20 protein-coding genes and 1 pseudogene are annotated in these 19,976 nt (G+C 63.1%); 11 read left to right on the forward strand and 10 right to left on the reverse strand.

Annotated features, from left to right (window positions below):
* Window positions 1-39: 39 nt before the first annotated feature.
* From AB0O81_RS12375 to AB0O81_RS12405, 7 genes are read left to right on the forward strand one after another with little or no spacing between them, the layout of a single operon-like run.
* Window positions 40-1,002, forward strand: coding sequence for a sugar ABC transporter permease (locus AB0O81_RS12375; protein ID WP_363584692.1), 963 nt, complete (start codon window positions 40-42; stop codon window positions 1,000-1,002).
* Window positions 1,002-1,943 (forward strand): carbohydrate ABC transporter permease, encoded by a 942-nt coding sequence (locus tag AB0O81_RS12380; RefSeq protein WP_363584694.1) that lies wholly within the window; start codon window positions 1,002-1,004, stop codon window positions 1,941-1,943. Before AB0O81_RS12375 ends, AB0O81_RS12380 begins: the two co-directional genes overlap by 1 nt.
* A 32-nt stretch (window positions 1,944-1,975) precedes the next feature.
* On the forward strand, window positions 1,976-2,740 hold the full coding sequence (locus AB0O81_RS12385; RefSeq protein WP_363584696.1) for an SDR family NAD(P)-dependent oxidoreductase: 765 nt from the start codon (window positions 1,976-1,978) through the stop codon (window positions 2,738-2,740).
* The gene (locus AB0O81_RS12390) at window positions 2,737-4,542 is read left to right on the forward strand and encodes a heparinase II/III family protein (protein ID WP_363584698.1); all 1,806 of its coding nucleotides are present in this window, start codon (window positions 2,737-2,739) and stop codon (window positions 4,540-4,542) included. Before AB0O81_RS12385 ends, AB0O81_RS12390 begins: the two co-directional genes overlap by 4 nt.
* Window positions 4,542-6,512, forward strand: a complete 1,971-nt coding sequence (locus AB0O81_RS12395; protein ID WP_363584700.1) for a DUF4962 domain-containing protein — start codon at window positions 4,542-4,544, stop codon at window positions 6,510-6,512. Before AB0O81_RS12390 ends, AB0O81_RS12395 begins: the two co-directional genes overlap by 1 nt.
* Window positions 6,509-7,153 (forward strand): DUF624 domain-containing protein, encoded by a 645-nt coding sequence (locus tag AB0O81_RS12400; protein ID WP_363584702.1) that lies wholly within the window; start codon window positions 6,509-6,511, stop codon window positions 7,151-7,153. The genes AB0O81_RS12395 and AB0O81_RS12400 overlap by 4 nt, the downstream gene beginning before the upstream one ends.
* Window positions 7,150-8,325, forward strand: a complete 1,176-nt coding sequence (locus AB0O81_RS12405) for an MFS transporter (RefSeq protein WP_363584704.1) — start codon at window positions 7,150-7,152, stop codon at window positions 8,323-8,325. The genes AB0O81_RS12400 and AB0O81_RS12405 overlap by 4 nt, the downstream gene beginning before the upstream one ends.
* 4 nt (window positions 8,326-8,329) lie before the next feature.
* On the opposite strand, the gene AB0O81_RS12410 is transcribed toward AB0O81_RS12405, so the two are convergent.
* The 7 genes and pseudogenes from AB0O81_RS12410 to AB0O81_RS12440 all read right to left on the reverse strand — a co-directional run bounded on the left by AB0O81_RS12410 (window position 8,330) and on the right by AB0O81_RS12440 (window position 14,006).
* Window positions 8,330-8,803 (reverse strand): GNAT family N-acetyltransferase, encoded by a 474-nt coding sequence (locus tag AB0O81_RS12410; protein ID WP_363584706.1) that lies wholly within the window; start codon window positions 8,801-8,803, stop codon window positions 8,330-8,332.
* 14 nt (window positions 8,804-8,817) lie between these two features.
* Window positions 8,818-9,549 carry a glycosyltransferase gene (locus AB0O81_RS12415; protein WP_363584708.1) on the reverse strand — a complete coding sequence of 244 codons (732 nt, stop codon included), beginning with the start codon at window positions 9,547-9,549 and terminating at the stop codon, window positions 8,818-8,820.
* The gene (locus AB0O81_RS12420; RefSeq protein WP_363584710.1) at window positions 9,546-10,916 is read right to left on the reverse strand and encodes a bifunctional PIG-L family deacetylase/class I SAM-dependent methyltransferase; all 1,371 of its coding nucleotides are present in this window, start codon (window positions 10,914-10,916) and stop codon (window positions 9,546-9,548) included. The genes AB0O81_RS12415 and AB0O81_RS12420 overlap by 4 nt, the downstream gene beginning before the upstream one ends.
* Window positions 10,916-11,620: a hypothetical protein gene (locus AB0O81_RS12425; RefSeq protein WP_363584712.1), complete on the reverse strand. Its 705-nt coding sequence runs from the start codon at window positions 11,618-11,620 to the stop codon at window positions 10,916-10,918. Before AB0O81_RS12425 ends, AB0O81_RS12420 begins: the two co-directional genes overlap by 1 nt.
* Window positions 11,610-11,984 (reverse strand): hypothetical protein, encoded by a 375-nt coding sequence (locus tag AB0O81_RS12430; protein WP_363584714.1) that lies wholly within the window; start codon window positions 11,982-11,984, stop codon window positions 11,610-11,612. The genes AB0O81_RS12425 and AB0O81_RS12430 overlap by 11 nt, the downstream gene beginning before the upstream one ends.
* Window position 11,985: 1 nt before the next feature.
* A pseudogene (locus tag AB0O81_RS12435) lies at window positions 11,986-12,541 on the reverse strand (DNA starvation/stationary phase protection protein).
* Between the two features lie 103 nt (window positions 12,542-12,644).
* Window positions 12,645-14,006 (reverse strand): hypothetical protein, encoded by a 1,362-nt coding sequence (locus tag AB0O81_RS12440; protein WP_363584716.1) that lies wholly within the window; start codon window positions 14,004-14,006, stop codon window positions 12,645-12,647.
* 144 nt (window positions 14,007-14,150) lie between these two features.
* Here AB0O81_RS12440 and AB0O81_RS12445 point away from each other — a divergent pair, with 144 nt between their 5' ends.
* Together AB0O81_RS12445 and AB0O81_RS12450 are read left to right on the forward strand one after the other, a co-directional pair.
* Window positions 14,151-15,464 carry a molybdopterin-dependent oxidoreductase gene (locus AB0O81_RS12445; RefSeq protein WP_363584718.1) on the forward strand — a complete coding sequence of 438 codons (1,314 nt, stop codon included), beginning with the start codon at window positions 14,151-14,153 and terminating at the stop codon, window positions 15,462-15,464.
* Complete coding sequence (locus AB0O81_RS12450) at window positions 15,464-15,907, forward strand: hypothetical protein (RefSeq protein ID WP_363584720.1); 444 nt, start codon at window positions 15,464-15,466, stop codon at window positions 15,905-15,907. The genes AB0O81_RS12445 and AB0O81_RS12450 overlap by 1 nt, the downstream gene beginning before the upstream one ends.
* A gap of 57 nt (window positions 15,908-15,964) precedes the next feature.
* On the opposite strand, the gene AB0O81_RS12455 is transcribed toward AB0O81_RS12450, so the two are convergent.
* From AB0O81_RS12455 to AB0O81_RS12465, 3 genes are read right to left on the reverse strand one after another with little or no spacing between them, the layout of a single operon-like run.
* Complete coding sequence (locus tag AB0O81_RS12455) at window positions 15,965-16,654, reverse strand: methyltransferase domain-containing protein (RefSeq protein WP_363584722.1); 690 nt, start codon at window positions 16,652-16,654, stop codon at window positions 15,965-15,967.
* Entirely contained in the window at window positions 16,651-17,277 is a 627-nt protein-coding gene (locus tag AB0O81_RS12460) for a DUF2064 domain-containing protein (RefSeq protein WP_363584724.1), read from the reverse strand. Before AB0O81_RS12460 ends, AB0O81_RS12455 begins: the two co-directional genes overlap by 4 nt.
* Window positions 17,274-17,933, reverse strand: coding sequence for a glycosyltransferase family 2 protein (locus AB0O81_RS12465; RefSeq protein ID WP_363584726.1), 660 nt, complete (start codon window positions 17,931-17,933; stop codon window positions 17,274-17,276). The genes AB0O81_RS12460 and AB0O81_RS12465 overlap by 4 nt, the downstream gene beginning before the upstream one ends.
* Window positions 17,934-18,047: 114 nt before the next feature.
* On the opposite strand from AB0O81_RS12465, the gene AB0O81_RS12470 reads away from it, so the two are divergent.
* Both AB0O81_RS12470 and AB0O81_RS12475 read left to right on the forward strand, forming a co-directional pair.
* A complete protein-coding gene (locus AB0O81_RS12470) occupies window positions 18,048-18,779 on the forward strand; it encodes a response regulator transcription factor (RefSeq protein ID WP_363584728.1) in 732 nt (243 codons plus the stop codon).
* Window positions 18,776-19,948, forward strand: a complete 1,173-nt coding sequence (locus AB0O81_RS12475; protein ID WP_363584730.1) for a HAMP domain-containing sensor histidine kinase — start codon at window positions 18,776-18,778, stop codon at window positions 19,946-19,948. Before AB0O81_RS12470 ends, AB0O81_RS12475 begins: the two co-directional genes overlap by 4 nt.
* Window positions 19,949-19,976 lie beyond the last annotated feature (28 nt).

Below are 19,976 nucleotides of genomic sequence, written 5' to 3' on the forward strand. Positions count from 1 at the left end.
ACCAGACCACCTACTCAATCCATCCATACCAATGAGGGCATGATGACAACGACAACGCCTCGGCGCGATAACGCTCGCGTCACACCCCCCGCGGGCGGTGCAAAAACGCAAGCACCGCCACGCAAGCGAGGGCTGACGCTCGCCGAACGCAAGAAGCGCCGCGCCGGGTGGTTGATGGTCACCCCCTCGGTGATCCACATCGGGCTCTGGACCGCGATTCCGGTGCTCGCCACGTTCTATCTGTCCTTCACCGACTACAACGTATTCTCGGCTCCGAACTGGATCTGGTTCGACAACTACATCGAAACACTGTCCGACCCGGTATTCCTCAAGTCAATCTGGAACACCGTCGTCTACACGTTCTGGACAGTCCCTGTATCAATGGCCGTGGCCCTCGTCATTGCCGTGGCTTTGAACCAAGGACTGAAGCTGCAGAAGTGGTACCGCACCGCATTCTTCATTCCGCAGGTGACTGCGACGGTCGCTATCGCGATGGTGTGGCTCTGGATCTTCAACCCCCAATACGGTTTGCTCAACGCGTTTCTTGAGCTCTTCGGACTTCCCGGTCAAGCCTGGCTCGTCGACCCTGACTGGGCTCTTCCCTCGGTCATCGTCGTCGGCGCTTGGCAGGGCATCGGCATCAAGATGCTGATCTATATCGCCGCACTTCAGAACGTCGATGAGTCACTCTACGAAGCAGCTTCGGTTGATGGAGCATCCCCGATCCGCAAGTTCTTCGCGATCACCGTTCCCATGCTTAAACCCGCCACCTTCTTCGTGCTGGTCATCTCGATCATTGGCGCCTTCCAGGTCTTCGACCAGATCTACGTGCTGACCGACGGTGGTCCAGCGAACGCCACCACAATGATGACCTACGAGGTCTACCGCTCCGCCTTCCAAGAGTTCCGAATGGGAATGGCATCCGCTCAGTCAGTCGTGCTGTTCGCGTTCCTCTTGGTTATGACTCTGATCAGCCGCCGTGCAACGAAGGAAGACGACTGATGGGCATCACAACACTGCGCGCTGCCGCGATTGACGACAACAACGCCGCACCGCCACCACCCAAGCGCGGCCACTACCCGCGCGCCAAGATGCGCAACAGCATCTTGCTCAACACGTTCTTGATCCTCGGATCGCTTTTCATGCTCATCCCCTTCATTTGGATGATTCTGACCAGCGTGAAGTCGCCAGCCGAACTCGCACAGTTCCCCCCGACCTTCCTCCCGCAGGAATGGCTCTGGAGCAACTACGCGGATGCACTCAAAGCTGCGCCGTTCGACCTGTACTTCCGAAACAGCTTGATCATCTCGATCGGCCACACCGCCATCACGCTCGTGCTCGGCTCAATGGCGGGGTATGCGCTCGCTCGCGTGTATTTCCGCGGTCGCGAAGTCGTCTTTCTTGCGTTCGTGGCCATGCTCATGATCCCGACCTACACGAAGATCGTCCCGCAGTTCTTGATCGTCAAGTTCATGCCTCTTTTCGGAGGCAATGACATCTTCGGCCAGGGCGGCATCGGCTGGCTCAACAGCTGGTGGGCCCTCATCATCCCGGGTGGCCTCAGTGCCGCCGCGATCTTCTTGTTCCGTCAGTTCTACCTTTCACTGCCCGGCGAACTCGAAGAGGCGGCTCGACTCGATGGACTCGGCGAGTTCCGGATCTTCGCGCAGATCTACACCCCGCTGATCAAGCCCGCCATCGCGACGGTGGGTCTGCTCACCTTCCAAGAGAGCTGGAACAACTTCCTCTGGCCCCTCTTGGTCACGACGAGCAATGACTTGCGAGTCATCCAGGTCGGTCTAGCGGTCTTCCAACAGCTCGACAACACGCTGTGGGCGTACCTCATGGCGGGAACAACGATGGCCACGGTTCCGATGGTGCTGCTGTTCATCTTCGCCCAGAAGTACTTCATCCAAGGTTTCACCAACGCGGGCATCAAATAGTCCTCGACGTCTCACCAGAACGGAAAGAATTCATGCAGATTGATCTCACCGGGCGCCGCACGCTCGTCACCGGAGCAGGCGCTGGCATCGGAGCAGGCATCGCCCTCGCTCTGGCAAAAGCAGGCGCCGACGTTGTGGTGCACTACGCACACAGCGCAGACGGAGCACAAGAGGTTGTCGAAACCATCACCAAGCTCGGCCGCCGGGCCAAGAGCAGCCAGGCCGACCTCACCGTGTCGTCTGAAGCAACCGCACTGGTCGCAGACGCCGCCGAGTTCTTGGGGGGTCTCGACATCCTCGTCAACAACGCTGGCCACCTCGTTGGCCGCGCAACGGTCGAAGAGATGAGCGACGAGCACTGGGATGCCGTTATGGGCGTCAACGTCTCAAGCACCTTCTTTGTCACGCGCAGCGCCGTTCCTCTGCTCAAGGCCTCCAACAATGGCCGTGTTGTCTTGATGTCATCTCTTGCATCAGAAAACGGCGGCGGTGCTGGATCAGTCGCCTACGCGGCCTCGAAGGCGGCCATTGTCGGCTTCGCACGTGGTCTCGCGAAGGAGCTCGCACCGAGCAATGTCACCGTCAACGCCGTCGCCCCTGGCTTCATCGGTGAGACGGCATTCCACAACACCTTTACGCCGTCGACCGCGCAGGCGGGCATAATCGCGGGCATTCCGCTGGGCCGTGCCGGCACCGCCGACGATGTTGCTGACGTCACCCTGTTCCTCGCGTCTGATCTGTCGTCGTACGTGACCGGTCAGGTCATCGACATCAACGGAGGGCTCAACTTCCGATGAGTCTGGTCCCTCTTCGCCGGGGCGGCTGGTGGCACGACTACGTGTGTCCGACGCACGGGATGGAACTCGAGCCGGCTATCGGTTCGATCTACCCTTGCTCACGCGGTTGCCAGCTTCAGGGTGAGCCTTTCGACGCAGCGTGGACGGTCTACCTGCATCAAGGCCTCGCCCGCGAAGCACGCCTGCACGCGCACCGCTACCGCGTGTCCGGCGAAGAGTTGGATCGTCAGCGAGCCCTGCAGATCCTGACCGAATATGCGCTGTTCTACGCCGATGTCGCCTCAAGCGGATGGAACGAAGGCAGTGAAGCGTGGATGCTGCAGGGCAAGCTCTTCTCCCAAGCGCTCTCTGAGGCACAGTGGGCGGTCGGCATCGCTGATTCCGTCATCGCCCTTGCTGCGCGACGCACCTCGGACGAAGAACTCGCTCCGCAGATCGACGCGATGTTGGTGGGCTTGATCGACACCATCGAGCAAGCTCGCCACATTCTCGTCGTCGAGCGTGATGACCTTCGAAGCAACTACACCGCGTGGCTTGACGCGTCGAGGCGCCTGCTTCACCTCGCTCGTGTCGCGTGGAATCTCGCGGCGCCTGACGACACGCTCGAGACGCGCGTGTATGAGCATATGCGTGTCGCCGTCTTCGACGACGGGTGGGAGTGGGAAGGGTCGACCTACTATCACGTGTTCGTTTTGCGGGCGTATCTGCTCGCGCTGCGCGGGATCGACCCTCGCAGCATCCCGACCGACATCGTCGCGATACTCAGCAAAATGGTCGACATACTGCCCGCTATCGCTGCGCCAGACGGACGCTTGCCGATCATCCACGACGGTCCCTACGATCGCATCCCTATGCACCGCGAAGTGCTCGAGATCGTGATGCTTGCGGGTCAGCTCGGCGATCTAGTGGCGCTCGACCCCGTGCAGCGCTGGGTTCGCGAGCGACTCGATGACCAACACGACGGCCTCGAGGATCTGCTCGACGGCTGGTTCGGCGACGCACCCGCCGCGGTTCTGAGCACAGCAGAACCTGCGACCATCCACTTTGCTGATGCCGGGTTCGTCGTGTTGCGCGAACCGCGTGAACGCTTCACTGCGGTTCTCGACGCCGGACCGCACGGCGGTGCACACGGCCACTTCGACAAGCTTGCGCTCTACCTCTACGGCGAGAACGGACCCTGGCAGCCCGCTCCCGGTGTCCCCCCTTATGCGAGCGCGTTGCGCCACGGCCATTACGCCCGCACGCTGGCTCATCCCACCGTTCGCATCGATGGCCACGATCAAGCTGAGGCATCCGCGAGTATCACCCACTGGGATGCCGCGTCTGGCACGGTGAGCGCTACCAGCACCGACGCCTACGACGGGTTCACATTGACGAGATCTCTCGTGCTCAATGAGGGCATCTTGGCCGACGCGTTTCGCGTCACGTCAGAAGACCATTCCGAGCACGAAATCACCCTGGCGCTGCGTCCTGCGGTTCCGTTTACGATTCAAGCGCTGGATGCCACGTGGAAGTCAACCTGGCAAGCATCCGCCGGCTCGCAGCTCGTCGGTGTGCACCTCTCGACGTATCGTTCGACCCTCGTCGAATCGGCGGGCCGCGGGCCCTCCGATGACCCGGCGGCCCTGCAGGCAGTCGGCGACTGGACATGCACCGGCGACGTCGCCGAATTTGTCTCGCTCTACTTTTTCGACGGCATCGCGCCGCGTAGCGCCTCCGTTATCGACTCCACCGCCACCACGACCACCCTTCTCGTCGAGTTCACCGACGGACACACACGGAACATCGAGGTTTCCCGATAATGCATCCCCTCCTCATCAACGGACGCGAAGAGCAGCTGCGCAGCGAACTCACGGGAGCGCGAGCTCCGCAGTTTCGGCGCCTGCTCGAAGAGTGCGAACGCTACAAGTCGATCGCGCTCCCCCAGGAGCATCCACTCGCCTCGATTACTTATTTCGGTCCCGCCGCGGCCAGCCTTGCTCTCGCCTATCGCCTCACGGGCCAAGCTCACTATCTGGATGAGTTGCGGCGCTGGCTCGCTCCGCCGCTCTCGTTCCCCCACTGGGGCAAAGCTAACCTTCCCGACCACGACCTCGACGCCGGGTGGATTCTGCACGGTTTCTCGCTTGCCCTGTCTTGGGCCGGAGATGCGCTGCGGCCCGAAGAACGTGATGCTCTGGAGCAGAAACTGCTGTTGCAGGGGCAGCGCCTTTACTCCTTCGCTGTCGAAACCGAGGGCGGGTGGTGGTCGTCTTCGTACTGGCAGAATCACAACTGGATCTGCTACGCCGGACTCGCCACAGCGGGCTATGCGCTCCAAGGAATATTCCCTGAGGCGAAGGAGTGGACCGAGAGGGCAAAGGCGAACTTCAAAACCGTATTCGAGATGCTTCCCGAAGACGGCTCAAACAACGAAGGCGTCGTCTACTGGCGCTACGGTGTGCCGTGGCTCGTCAGCTACCTCGACATGCTCAAGGAAACCGAAGGCATCGACTGGTTCAAAGAGAGCCCGTACCTTCGTGAGACCTTCTGGTATCGCCTGTATCAAGCAGCCCCGGACTTCGAGCGAATCGTCGACCACGGCGACTGCCACGACCGTCGCAGCGGCCACTCGGTGTCGATGTACTACAAACTTGCCTCTGAGTATCGGCTGCCGCAGGCGCAGTGGCTCGCAGACAAGGTCGCCGAGGAGTTCTTCTGGCGTGAAGCGTATGAAAGTGACGTGCGCCCGGGAGTGCGTGCCGAGGCGTACCAAGAGTTGCTCTGGTTCGACCCAACCGTGGAAGCATCCGGCCCAGAACACCTGCCTCTGAATCGCTATTTCGCAGACCTCGGTCTCGTCATCGGCCGCACCTCCTGGCGCGAAGACGCCACAATGGTCTCGTTCAAGGCCTCACCCGGTGGCGGCCACAAGGCGTGGGAGAATGCGCACCAGCACAAGCTCGACACCGGATGGGTCACGCTCAACGCCGGACATCACCACCCTGATTCGGGAACCTTCGTACTGATCGGAAACGGTTCGTACCTAGCACTTGATGAGGGCTACTCCTCCCGCAAGCTCACCGAGCACCACAACAGCGTGCTCGTCGACGGCAACGGCTTCGTGAACGAAGACCGTTACCACATCTTCGAGAACCTGCCCTATGAGCACACTGCATCGATCCTTACGACCACGCTCGGCAAGGGGTGGACTCACGCGGTGAGCGAGACGTCGGCGATGTACGACCCGTCGCTGAACATCGAGCAGATTCGCCGGCACTTGGTGCTGACCCCTCGAGGATCACTCGTGATTCTCGATGATCTGATTGCACGCACCGCCCGGTCGTGGACGTGGTTGCTGCAGACACAGAACCATCCGCTCAAGATCTCGCCGCTACGGTGGCGCGCTGAAGCGGGAAACGGCGTTATGCCGATCACGTTCTTCGAAGATGACTCACACATCGAGGTCGTCGAGACAGCCGTGCACGCCAACCCGACGTCGTCAACGCCGAGTCTTGCGATCAGCAAAGTGCAGTACACGCTCAAGCGCACCACCGCACCGCGCGAGCGGGCACAGTTCGTCACGGTGCTCGAATCGCAACGATGGGACGATGAGTCCTCAGCCAAGGTCACGTGCGAGGTCGATGGTTCGCAGGTGATCGTTCGCATCACGCGCGGCGATGAAACCGAAGTGGTTGCGCTCGACACTGCTGGTCGCGATAGCTTGATCGATGAACCGCAGATCAGTGGGGTCGGCTTCAACGCCCGTACCACTGGCACTGGAGAGGAATGACCATGGTGCGCGCTCGGCCGCCTGCTCGAAAGTCCCGTTGGGAATCGAGTCTGCTGAGCGCTTTGGCCACCCCCGCGAACATCGTTCTCGGTGGCGTCGCGGCGTTCCTGCTTGGTTTAGGCATCATCACGGCACTCCCTGCAATGATCGCCCTCGCTCGTGCGCTCACGCGGTGGATGCGCGACAAAGACGACGCTGTGTTCACCAACACCTTCCGCGAGTTCGCTTCGACCTGGCGGCGGTCTTTGCCGCTGGGCATTTTCGCCGCGTTCGTCACACTTGTGCTCGCCGCAGACGTCTTCTTCTTGCTGGTGCAGATGACCACAGGATCATCGACGCTGGTCATCGTGTTTGCCGCTGCCGCAGTTCCCATCGGCGTGGTCTTCTTGCTCATGCTTCTGGCGGTGCCAGTGGCCGCATCGCGGCTTGCCGACGAGACCCGCCGTGAGTGGATGAACGAGGTGGGCAACATGTTGCTGCGTCACCCTGGCAGGTCGTTCGCGATGCTCGTGGTCGGGGCCGCCATCACCGTGGGATGCGCACTGCTTCCGACCCTCATCCCCTTCGTCGCACTTTCACTGCCGGTGTACGCCGGACTGCGTATCTGGGGCTATCAGCTCGATAGTCCCGCTGCAGAGTGAAAGCCCCCTGGGCCGGTCTGCGCAATACCCCGGGCGCACTGTGGGTGCTGTACCTCGACACCTTCACCATGGCGGTGGGCTTTTATATGCTCATCCCCCTGCTTGCGTTTCACTTGCTTGAAAACCTCTCGCTGAGCATCGCGTTCATCGCTGTGCTCACCGCGGTGCGTTCGGCTGCGCAGAACGGGCTGATGCCCATCACCGGCTGGATTGCCGACCGCATCGATTACAAAAGAGCGATTCTCGGGGGCGTGCTCATCCGCGCCGCAGGGTTCGCTGCGCTCGGAACGGTCGACACTCCCGAACTACTGCTCATCGCATCGATCCTCACCGGCCTTGGCGGTGCACTCTTTCATCCGGCGAGCTATGCCGCCTACTCGGCGCTCGCCGAGGGGCGTGACACGGTGCGCGTGTACTCCACCCGCGAACTCGTCTCGAACGTCGGCTTCATCGTTGGACCGGTCGTCGGCGGTGTGCTCGCTGGTGCTGACTTCGCCCTCGTCAGCTTCGGAGCAGCCGGGCTCTTCCTCACCGCATTCTTCATCACCCTGATCGGCCTGCCGAGCGGCATGTCGACCTCGGCAAAAGAGCGAACCTCATTTCGCACCGTTTTCTCCGACCGTCCCTTCATGCGCTTCTGTCTTGTGGCCAGCGGGATGTCAGTCATGATCACGCAGCTGTATCTCGTTGTTCCGATCCGCGCCCGTGACGTACTGCCCGGCCCAGAAGGCGTGGGATTGGTCTACACCGGCGCTGCGGTGCTCATGGTGTTCACTATGCTCCCGACCACGAAGTTCGCCACCGCCCGATTCTCGTCATACAAGATTCTGGCTTTTGCGGCGCTGGCCCTGGGCAGTGGAATCGCGGTGATGGGCCTATGGTCATCGATCGCGGGGCTTCTCGTCGGTGTCGGCATCTTCACGGTGGGGCAGATGCTCGCCCAACCGGTGATGAACGCGGTCGCCGCTGGGTTCACCCACGCCGGGTCGGTCGCCAGCTACTTCGGTGTGCTCGGGCTCGCGCACGCCGTCGGCGGCATCATCGGCACCACCGCGGGCGGCTTTCTCTATACCGTCGCGGAGTCTGACAGCTGGGCGAATAGCCTGGTGTGGTGGGCGTTCCCAGTGTGGGCGCTGATCGTCGGCACCGCGTTCGTCAAGCTGAAGAAGTAGCGTGCTACGGCGAGCTTCGCAGCTTCTTGCGCAGATAGATCTCCTCGATACCGTCGCCCTTATCGACTCGTTCCGACTCCACGTAGCCGCAGCTCTCATAGAGCCGAATGTTTGCCTCACTCAGACTGCCGGTGAACAGCTCGGCCTCCACCGCATGGGTATTGCGCTCTGCAGCCTCAAGGAGGGCCTGCCCGATTCCCCGCCCTTGCATATCAGGCGCGATTGCTATGCGCCCGATCAGCAGCCGGCCGCCGGCGCTACGTGCACGTATTGCACCGACCAACCGGCCGTTGACGCGCGCCGCCCAGCCTTGCGTCTCACGCAGTTCGCTTTCGACTTCCGCGAGGGTTTGCGTGAACGGCGGCATATCGACAGAGCGATAGATGATCGCCTCTGACACGAACGCGGCTCGCTGCACGGTCAGCACCTCGCCCGCATCCGCCGGTTGCAGAGCAGAGATGACAATCTCGATGGCCATGTCGTGATCGCCCTTTACGCCGTGCACTGGTCATCGAGCGCCGCATGTGCCGACCGCAGCTCGGCCGCCTGATTGCGCAGATACCCTGCGTACCCACCAGGCGTGCGTCCTTCGAAGCGACCCGACGTGAGCACCTCCGCGGCGTCGCTCGCAACCACCACACCACCGACGGCTCGACACTGCGCGACAAGGCCCACATCTTCATGCTCGGCGACGGCGCGGAATCCACCAGCGACGAGATATGTGCTGGCACGGACACCCAGGTTCGCGCCATGGACGTGACCGTTTGGCTTGCCGGGAATGTGGGTCTGCAACCACAGCGAGCGGTGGCGGCGCGAAAGATCTGCGAAGTCCGGGCGTACCGTTCCCACCACGACATCGTTACCGATATCGGCGAGTGCGCGTTGCGCTGTCAGCCACTGCGGTGGCAACTGGGAATCCGCATCGGTAGCGGCGATCCAAATCCGTTCCGCGTCGATATCGTCGAAGTCGGCGAGCGCGGCCGCAACTCCAATCGCACGCGCAGCCCCCACCGCATTTGTCGCAACCTCGATCACCTCGAACGGGAAGCGCGACGCGATCTGCGCGGATCGATCCGTGCACGCGTCCAGAACGACTCTGACTTCACACGGCAGATCGATCTGCCGTATAGCCGTATGCAACGACTGCAGGCACCGAGCCAGCAAGGCTTCTTCGTTGTGTACGGGCACCACAACAACCACTGCCGCGAGTGGAAGAACACTCATCTCAAACCCTCCATCTGCGCGACCGAGACTGCCGGTGAACGAGTGAATACTTCGAGTACGAAATCTTCTTCTTCGTGAAGGGCTATCCGCGACCACGACATCACGTTTCTGAGCTCGCGATGCACCTGATCACCGGTGAGCGGATAATCCTCGACGGGGTGCCGCCAATGACCTGCGAGCACATAGCCGTCCCACGCGAGGGAATACTCGATCCGTCCGATCGTTTCGCGCAACTCGTCTAGCGACAGGTAGTACCCCACCTCAGAGAGCACGATCGTGTTGAAGGTGCCTTCTGGCCACCACTCGGGCACCATCGCTTGACGCACAGTCACAGCCCCGTCGGCGTGAACACGCGCGATCGTTCGATCGACCGCAGTTTGGGTCGCATCGATCGCCAGTACCGAGCGAGCACGAGAGGCAAGCTGCTCGGTGAGCAGACCTGTGGCACACCCGATCTCAAAGACTTCGCCCAAGGATCGCGCGGGCAGGCACGACATCGTGATGGCACGCTTGCGCTCCTCGTACCAGCGCGTATCGAAGCCCCACGGGTCTTCGTGGCGGGCGTAGAAGTCGTCGAACCACTGTCGCGTCAGCGATGCGTTGTCGGCAGCCACACGTTCCTCCTCGATGAACAGCTCCGTGGCCCGAGAAAAGTGTTCGAGCATCACGGACGAGATAATCGCTTCATCGCCATCAGCATCAGAGAGCTGCTCAAGCTGAGAGCTGTGCGTGCGCATGGCGTGCGCTTTCGCCGCGTGCGCATGCCGAGTGAGCCCGAGCCCGTGACAGCGGTTCCAGGGCATGTCATCGGGAGAACCCCAATGCCAGAGCCACACCGGATAGCCGTAGTGTCTGACCCTTCGCCCCGCAACCACGCGCGCCACGCAACCTGCGGCAATACGGTGGTCGCGATGACCATCACCCGACCAGGGAGCAACCACGACGACGCGTTCCGAATCGGGGAGATCATCGAGGACTCGCACCAGATGAGCGGTCAGTGTGGCTTCGTGCTCGCGCAACGACCCGTCTGGCAGCGAGAGAAAGCACAGCGTGGCTTCGGGCGCCAGCATGCCCAAAGCCCGCGACACCTCGTCCCTTCGGAGCGTACGAAGCTCGGCGGGCGAATGCGTTGGGGAGTGCGGGTGGGAGGCCTCGCCGTCCGTCGCCACGACGACCGTGACGCGCGCGCCGCGGCGATGCACCTCATGGAGCAAGCCGCCCGCGCCGAGTGTTTCATCGTCTGGGTGGGCTGCCACAACCACGAGATGGTCGAGCTCCGGGTCTAATTCGGGTAGCGCTGCGAACCGTGGTTCGGCACGCCACTCCTGCTCTGCAGTTCCCGGCGCCAGATGCGTGAAGGTGACCATCAGTCTGCCTCCGCGACAAGGTCGCGCCCGAGACGCTCGCTATCGCGCGACGCGTGGTGCTGGCGCAGGTAGAGGTGAAGATCGGCGACGCGGCCCGCGTGAGCGTCATCGGCGACAAGAGGGGCCGGGCCGAGAGCAGCATCAGTCTCTGCGAGCACCCGGGTCGCAGAGACTGCCACTACGGACCGTACGCGCCCCGCAAGCGTCTTGGCCTCGGTTGCTCTCACATTTCCAGAATCGACGAGATCCGCGGCCTCGTTCAAAGTGGCGCGCGCGGCCCAGAGCGCGGCATCAGCGTTTCCCAGGTGTACGCGCGCAAGCTGGTCGGCTCGAGCGGACGCCGCCGCCGCGTGCAACGGTTCTGCCACTCCCGAGGCGCCGCCCCACCAGCAGGCCGCGACCGACATGCCACCCCAGGCGAAGCCGGGGCGAGTGAGGTACCAGCCGGGTTCCCCGACGGGCACAGCCACCACATTGTCGAAAGTGATCGGCGCACTGACCACGTCGGGCAGACCGCGCGCGAACCAGGGTCCGGCATGCGCCTCAACACCGGCTGCTCGCAGGTCGACGGCGAAGAGTTGCCGCGCGCCATCGTCTCGAGTCGCGGTGACGAGCGCATGCGTCAGACCGGCTCCGAGCGAGCACCAAGGCTTTGTGCCCGACACGGTCCACCGGTCCGCTCTCTGAATCGCATCAAGGCGCACACCGGCCGCCTCTGCAGCAAACACCCCCCCACGTGGAATGTGTCGTGACCTCGACGCTTTCGAGGCCAGCCGCATCGCCCGCTGCGCCCAGGTCACTCGACTGCTCGAGGATACTCAGCGCATCAAGGTGGGGCTCAAGCATCCTCGCCGCCGAGACGCTCTGCCGTGCGGTCGAGGCGAGAAGCTCCCAGAGTTGCCGGGTACCGCCCTCTCCCACCAGGGGAGCATGCTGTCCGACATCGCGGCACCACTCCAGCGTGGCGGCGACGTCGACCCCGAAGTGGTCGACGTCTGCCGCCGCGCCGAGTGCTGAAGCAACCAGCGGGCTCGCGCTGCCGCGTGGATCGAGCGTCAGCGGCGCCATGTCACGAACGCGCGGGCTTTCGGTTCTCGGCGCTCACCATCCAGGCGAATTGCTCGAGCTTCTCGAGAACCGCATGCAGAATGTCTGCACTCGTCGGGTCTTCCTCGTCAATCGGATCGTGCACCTCGCGAATTGTTGCGACCGTCGCGTCGAGACGCGCGGTGATCAGATCAACGGTTTCTGATGTATCGATCTCACCCTGCGGGAACTCAGGCAGTGTGGTGGTCGCGGCAACGGTATCGCTGCGACCATCGGGGATCGCGTGCAGCGCGCATGCGCTCGGCGACCGTGTCGCTGAACTCGCGAGCGGCGTCGATGATTTCGTCGAGTTGGCGATGGGTGTCGCGGAAGTTGTGCCCAACGACATTCCAGTGCGCCTGCTTGCCCTGCAACTGCAGTTCGAGCAAATCGACAAGCACCGCCTGCATTTTCTCTCGCAGGCCCTTGGATGCGACGAAACCCTTCTCGGCATTCTGGCGTCGTGTGCTTTTGGCACCCGCGCCTCCGGGGGCTGAACGGCGATTGTTTTTCTGTTCAGATGTGGACTCAGTAGCCATGGTGTTGAACCTCCTGCAGGGAGACTACGAGCCAGCTGCACCATCTGTCTCCGGCTTGACAACCCGGTGAACGGCGGCTAATCCTCTTGACTGTGCCGTCCGATCACCAACTGGTGAGAAGCAGATGTTGCACCACGATCGCAAAGGTCAACTGCCCGGCTAGGCCCCATCGGCGCCAGCGTTCAGAGAGCAAAGCTGTGCCGACGAGCAACCATGGCACAAACGGCAACCAGATTCGCTCGACTTCTGCTTTGCTCATCTGCGAAAGGTCAGCCAACAGCACTGTGATGAATGCGGCTGTCACCAAGAAGATGATCACCCGTTCGGCCGTGATCGCTGAGCGCACTCGCGGCAACCGCTGGATCGCTATCGCAACGGCAGCGCCCACAAGTGGGCCGGCGCTAAAGGAGAGCGCTGCGAAGTTTCCCCACATCCAGTACCAGGCCGGACGACGGCTAGCGATTCCGTCCCAGTAGCGCTCGACCAGAACCGGATAGGCATCCCACCACACGAAGCCACCGGCCACGAACGCAAGCACGACGAGAACAGCCGCGACGGCTGCCCAGGGCAAGGGCGTCCAGTTGCGCGCGACCAGCAGCACGGCCACGGCGAGCACACCGAGCAGCGGCAGGCCGTACGACATCATCACGCAATAGCCGAGAACCAAGCCCGCCCCTACCGCCCACAGCGCGGTTCGCCCCCACGACTTTGCCATCGCTGCATACGCGAGCAGACACAATCCCCACGCGGCTACCGCCCCAAACATTGCGTCCGCGGAGACAGACATCCAGATCGCCGCTGGTCCGAGGGCGATCAGCGGCGCAGCTTTGCGCGCGGCGCTTTCTGCGCCGAGGCGGCGGAGCGTCGCCATAACCGCAACCGAGGTCGTCGCAGCAATCACGGTGACGACCAGCCCCGCAGCCAGTCCGCTGCCGAGGCCGATGTTCACCAAAATCACGAAGAACAGCAGCGCCCCGGGCGGGTGACCGGCAATGTGGACGGGCCAGTTGTCGACCGAGTCCAGCGGAATATGCGCGATGTACCGGCTCAGCACTGCGCCGAAGTCGGTGACCTCCCGCGCCGTGCGCAAATACTCGTACTGGTGCTCAAGAATCGTGCTGATGCCGTCGAGGCCGTCCACGGTGGCAAGAGCCAGCATCCAAAACAGGCTCGCTCCGAACGCGACGAGCAACAACCATCGCCAGCGAAGCCGCGCCGCAAGAACCGAGGCATAGCGAATCGCGAACCCAGCGAAGACGATGGCAGCGATCGTTCCCGGGCCGACCCGCGGCATCCACTGCGCGTGGATTGGCGGAAAGTACCTGATGTGCACGTTGAGGCCGGTGACGAAGGGCACGAGCATGGCGAGGGTGATGAGCCCCAGCGAGATGCCCAATCCAATCCACGGGGCCGCCGTGGCGGCACGACTGCGCGGCGTAGCCGCGGCGAAGGGTTCGGTCGTCACTCTTAGAGGTTAGAGAGTGACGCCGAAAACCTCGGGAACAAGACCTTACGAGTCTCGAACGTGAAGCGTTTCTGCTTCGTCACATTCCCTGCCCACACCCGCGCACCAGGCCGCATAGAGTCGGCACGAGAAGGAGGTGGCACTATGCCCGTTGCCGCGCGCGTGCAAAGAACGCTGCACCAAGTGAGGCACTCCGTTGCCGCGCCCGACCGCAATCCGCGCATGGCTGTCGTCATCGGGCGTCTGCTCGGACTCGCGTTCCTGCTGTGCTTCGCGACCGGGCTGTATAGCCACTTTCTGCAGAACCCCGCGCCGTGGATGGTCTTTCCCACCCGGCCGGTGTGGATCTATCAGGTCTCGCAAGGCCTGCACATCACTGCCGGAATCGCATGCTTTCCCCTGCTGCTGGCAAAGCTGTACACGGTTTTTCCCGAGCTGTTCCAGAGCCCCCCGCTTCGTTCCTTCACCCACCTGCTCGAACGTGCATCGATCGCGGTGCTGGTGTCAGCATCCCTCGTTCAGATCACCATCGGCCTGCTGAACACCTACCAGGCATACGCGTGGTTCGACTTCTCGTTTCGTCTCACCCACTACGCCTTGAGCTGGGTCATCATCGGCTCCCTCGCGGTTCACATCGGCGTGAAGCTCCCGCTCATTGCACGGTATTGGCGCAAACGCGACTCGTATCACGATGACGGATCAGTGCTCGAGCGCGTTGACGAAGAAGATGATCCGGATGCTGCACTTGACGTGCCCGACGAACTGCAGCGTCTGACGGGTGAGACACCGACGCGCGGCGTGACGGGGCGGGTGTTCGCGTGGATGGACAAGACGCCGCCTCCGGCGAATGACTCTGCTGATGCCCGCACCTCTCGACGCGGATTTCTTACCGCGGTCAGCGCCGCTGTGGGCGCGGTCGTGGTGCTCACGGCGGGCCAGTCGTTTCGGATCTTCGACGCCACCAACCTCTTCGCGCCCCGCAAACAGGGTGTCGGCCCGCAGGGTCTTCCGGTCAACCGCACGGCCAGCGCGGCAGGGGTGCTCGAGAGTGCTGTCGCTCCCGAGTGGACGCTCGCCGTTTCTTACGGTGGCGCGCGAGAAGTGTTCTCGCTCGCGCGCCTCGGGAGCCTCCCGCAGCACGAGGTCGTGCTGCCGATCGCCTGCGTCGAAGGCTGGAGCCAGTACGCACCGTGGCGAGGGCCGCGCCTGCGAGATCTGCTCGACGCGGTGGGCGCGCCCGCTGACGCGCACGTGCGGATCACAAGCTTGCAAGAGCGCGGCGGGTTCGGGGTGACCGAGATGCAACCAGAGTTCGTCCGCGATGAGCTCACCCTCGTTGCCCTGCAGCTCTACGGCGAAACACTCGACATCGATCACGGCTACCCCGCCCGGATCATCGCCCCCGGCCGACCCGGAGTGCTGCAGACCAAATGGCTCAGCACGATCGAGGTGATCTGATGAGAGCGACACGCATCGCCCTGATCACTATCGGCATTCTCGCGATGATCGTCGGCGGAGTGGTCTTCACCAACGATGTGCGGCCGGATCAGTACCTGGCGATCATCACCTGGCTGGTTGCCGCGCTCGTCGTGCACGACGTGCTCATCGCGGGTCTGGTGTTTGGCGTTGTCATGGCAGGGCGCAAGGCCGCAACGCGAGTGCCGTTCGCCTCGATCGTGATCGTTCAGGTAGCGCTTGCAGTGGGCGCGATCGTTTCACTGGTCGTGATTCCCCAGATCGTCAAGGACGCGATCGGCACCGCCAATCCGAGCGTGCTTCCCCTCAACTACGCGCTCAATCTCGCGGTCTTCCTGCTTGTGCTCACTGTCGCCGCGACGGCCGCAGTGCTGCTGCACGCGGTGCTAGCGAGACGGTTGGACGCGCAACGCACAGAAGCGTGATCACACCCAAGCACCCGCAGTGCGCGGCACTGACCGGGTCATGGCGCGTTCGCGCCTCTACTGCTGTGGTGCGCTCGATGCGCGGTCTTTGCGCAACACGACGAACCGCCGAAGACCGTCGGCCCACGCGTCTGCGACGACCAATCCGCTGAGACTGCCCAGACGGGCAAGCGCCGCTGACCCGACGCGCGCCCAGGGGAACGGCGCGCTCTCATGGCCATCTTGGCCGACAGCGGTGTACACCGCACAGTCGAGAAGCTCCGGATCAACATCAACCTCGACCACGAGGCAGCCGTCGTCGGCCATCAGCTCCGCGCATCGTGAAACCAGAGCCGCAGGGTCACCACCGATGCCGATATTGCCGTCCATCAGCAGCACTGTGGCCCACAAGCCCTCGAGCGGCAGTCTCTCAAAGATCGAACGCCGCAGCACGGGAGTGCCATTCGTCGCGGCAAGCGCCGCAGCATCCGCGGAGATATCGATCCCGAGCGCCGCTAGCCCGTTCTCTTCGGCCGCGCGCACCATGCGACCGGGGCCACAGCCGACGTCGAGCAAGGGCCCTTCAAGATCTGCGAGCACCGCCAGGTCGACGGCGTTGGCGGGTGATCGCCATCCTTCAACGTCGAGCACGACCGTGCCAGTGGGGTCATCGATGCGACGCAGCGCCAGGGCTGAACTGCCGGTTGCGCCGAGAAGCAGGGCGTAGGGCTCGTCGCCACCTGCGCCAAAGGAGATCAGCGTGCTCATGAGTCGCTCCCTGCCGCGTGCAGCGCGCTCGCTTCGCTGACGGCGTGCGCGAAACGCGAGCCGGGGACTTCTGCGGCAACGCTGTGCGCATCTGCAGCGAGATCCACGTCGAGCAACGTGACCAGGTGCTCGACGCTGAGTCCAGCCCCTTCGAGCGCCGCCAGCTGGAGTTCTCCGGTGTTGGACTGCGACATCGCAACCCCGCGAATGACGTCGCCGCGTGGTTCACGCATGCCCAGCGCCCAGAAGCCGCCGTCACACGCCGGACCATAGACCACGTCAGTGCGCTCGGGCCATCGCAAGTGGGCTCGTGTCAGCTGAGGGGTGTCCATGCCAATCAGCAGCATCGGTTCGTCGATGAGATCGAAGATCGCACCGAGGCGTTCATCGAGGGTTTCCCCCGTTTGGGGAATCACCTCGAACCCGTTGTGGGGGGTCATCGAGGCATCACCGTCGAAGTACAGAATGTGGCGATCGGCAACAAGCTCGCGGGCCGTATCAAGCGTGTCGGCAAGGCTTGCTGCAGCAATTCTCGCCGCCTGCTCGGGCGTGAACGACGGCGATAGCCGGGTCTTCACGCGCCCCGGTACACACTCTTTGGCAATCACGACGACGGCGGTCATCCGTTCGTCTCGCGCAGAATACGGCTCATGTCAGAAATCGCTGTCGCTGTTCCTCTGACGGTTCCAGTCACTTTTGAGCGTCCCACGCGGGGCGCATAGGCGACATCGGTTTCGATAATGTTCCAGCCTGCGGCGGCTGCGCGCAAGACCATCTCGAGCGGGTACCCGCTTCGGCGGTCTCGCAGGTCGAGATCGACGAGTGCCTGAGTGCGAGCCACGCGCATCGGCCCCAGGTCACTCACCTTGACGCCCGACACGCGCGCGATGCGGCTGGAAAGCGCCCGGTTAGCCACGCGAGCATGCAACGGCCAGGCAGATCGCTGGGTGGGCACTCGGCGGCCGAGCACCAGATCGGCGCCGTCATCGAGCATGGCGACCAGCCGGGGCAGCTCCGCCGGATCGAGCGAGGCATCCGCATCGCAAATCGCGATAATCGGCGCTGTCGCAGCCGCTACTCCGGCAGCCACCGCTGCCCCAAACCCTTTGGCGCTCTCGGCGATCACCGTGGCTCCAGCCTCACGAGCGACGTCTGCCGAACCATCGGTCGAACCGTTGTCGACCACAATCGCACGGTAGCCGTCGGGCACCCTCGACAGAACCCACGGCAGAGCTCCGGCCTCGTTGAGGCAGGGGAGCACAAGATCGACCTGAACCATTCTTTGACGTTAAGCCCCGTACACCTCCTCGTCACCTAGGAAGTCTTACGGATCACAAACGGCGTATGATTCGGCCCGGGATCACGCCCTGACCCGGCGTAATGTGAGTGTGTGATGTCTGAACCAGCCCGATCGTTGGCCAACAATGACCTCACCGACCGTCGCGTTCTTGTCGTCGACGATGACCCCACCGTCTCTGAGGTCGTGTCGGAGTACCTGCGCTCGGCGGGTTTCATCGTTGATCGCGTCTCTGACGGTTTCGCGGCGATCGACGCCGAGGCACGCATCTCGCCAGATCTGATCGTTCTCGACAGGATGCTGCCGGGCATCGACGGCATCGAAGCATGCCGCCGCATCCGCAACTCAAGCTCCACTCCGATCATTCTGCTCACGGCCCTCGGCAGCGAGGATGACCGAATTCGTGGGCTGGAAGCTGGCGCCGATGACTACATCACGAAGCCTTTCTCCCCCCGTGAACTCGTTCTGCGCGTGCGATCGGTGTTGCGCCGGTCGCTGACAGAGCTGGCCCCTGAATCAGCTCTTGACCGTGAGCCGTTCCGAATCGACCCCGCCGCGCGCGTGGCAATGATGAACTCGGCGCTACTCAACCTGACCGTGCGAGAGTTCGACCTGCTCGCGTTCTTGGTGAAGCACCCGAACCAGGCGTTCAGCCGTGAAGACCTGCTCTCACGCGTCTGGGGATGGACGCACGGCGACCTGTCAACAGTTACCGTCCATGTGCGCCGGCTGCGTGAAAAAATCGAACCCGACCCGACTCACCCGGTGCTGCTCACAACCGTGTGGGGAATCGGGTACCGGCTGGACCTCAAGGAACACACCGAATGACCGGCCCTGAACTGATGCACGTAGCGGGCCTCGCGCTCGTCATCACTCTGATTGTTGGCGGCGCCGCCGTGCTGCTTCTGATCGTGCTGCGACGTGCATCGCTGATCGTGCAGGTGCTTGTGCTCGTGTTCGCCGCGATTGTCGGGGTGATCCTCAGCATCGTCGGTGCGTCATGGCAGATGTATATCTCGGCGCACGACCTCACCGTCGCAGTGAACGCAGCGGTGATCTCAGGGGTGGTATCGCTGGTGCTGGTGGCGGGATTGGGTGCTGTTGTCGTGCGCAACGCGAAATCGCTGTCAGTCGCTGCGCGACGAATCGGCGAGGGCGAGCGGGTGGATGCTGTCGGCCCCCAATCGGTCGGCGAGCTGACTGCGCTCGCTGGCGAGCTGGTCGCTATGAGCGCAAAGCTTGAAGAGTCACGCGAACGCGAGCATCGCATCGAAGAGTCACGTCGTGAACTGGTGGCGTGGATTGCCCACGATCTTCGCACCCCACTGGCGGGAATCATGTCGATGGCAGAGGCTCTCGAAGACGAGCTCGCGGCCGACCCTCAGCGCTACCACCGGCAGATGAGAGAGCAGGTTTCTCGCCTCTCGGCGATGGTGGACGACCTGTTCGAGCTGTCAAAGATCGATTCCGGTTCGTTGCGGCTCTCATTCGAAGAGGTCTCGCTCTATGACGTCATCAGTGACACCGTCGCTGACCTGCGCCCCATCTCGGTCGGTCGCGAGATCCGCATCGAATCCGAGAGCGGCGCGACCGTGATCGTGCGGGCCGACCCGCGGGAGCTCTCACGGGCGGTGTCCAACCTCTTGGTGAACGCGATTCAGCACACCCCGGAGGGCTCGCCGATCACGGTGGCCGCGTCGGTGACAGAAGGCCGTGCCTGCGTCGCCGTGATCGATACGGGTGGCGGCATCGATGAAGAAGACCTCGCGCGCGTGTTCGATCCGGGTTGGCGCGGTGCGACCGCTCGCACACCGCAGCCTCAAGAGACCAGCGCAATGTATCCGATGCGCTCAAGCGGTGCTGGTCTGGGCCTGGCCATTGTGCGCGGTATCGCCGCCGCACATGAGGGTGAAGTCACCGTACGCAACGTGCCGGGAGGATGCCGCTTCGACCTGATTCTTCCCCGCGCGGGGGCCCGCGAAGGCTCATTCGCCTAGGCCGAAACGGCGTCTGAGGAGCAATGCA

Origin of the sequence: Microbacterium sp. NPDC076911, from assembly GCF_040687125.1 — a bacterium.
Lineage (GTDB): Bacteria > Actinomycetota > Actinomycetes > Actinomycetales > Microbacteriaceae > Microbacterium.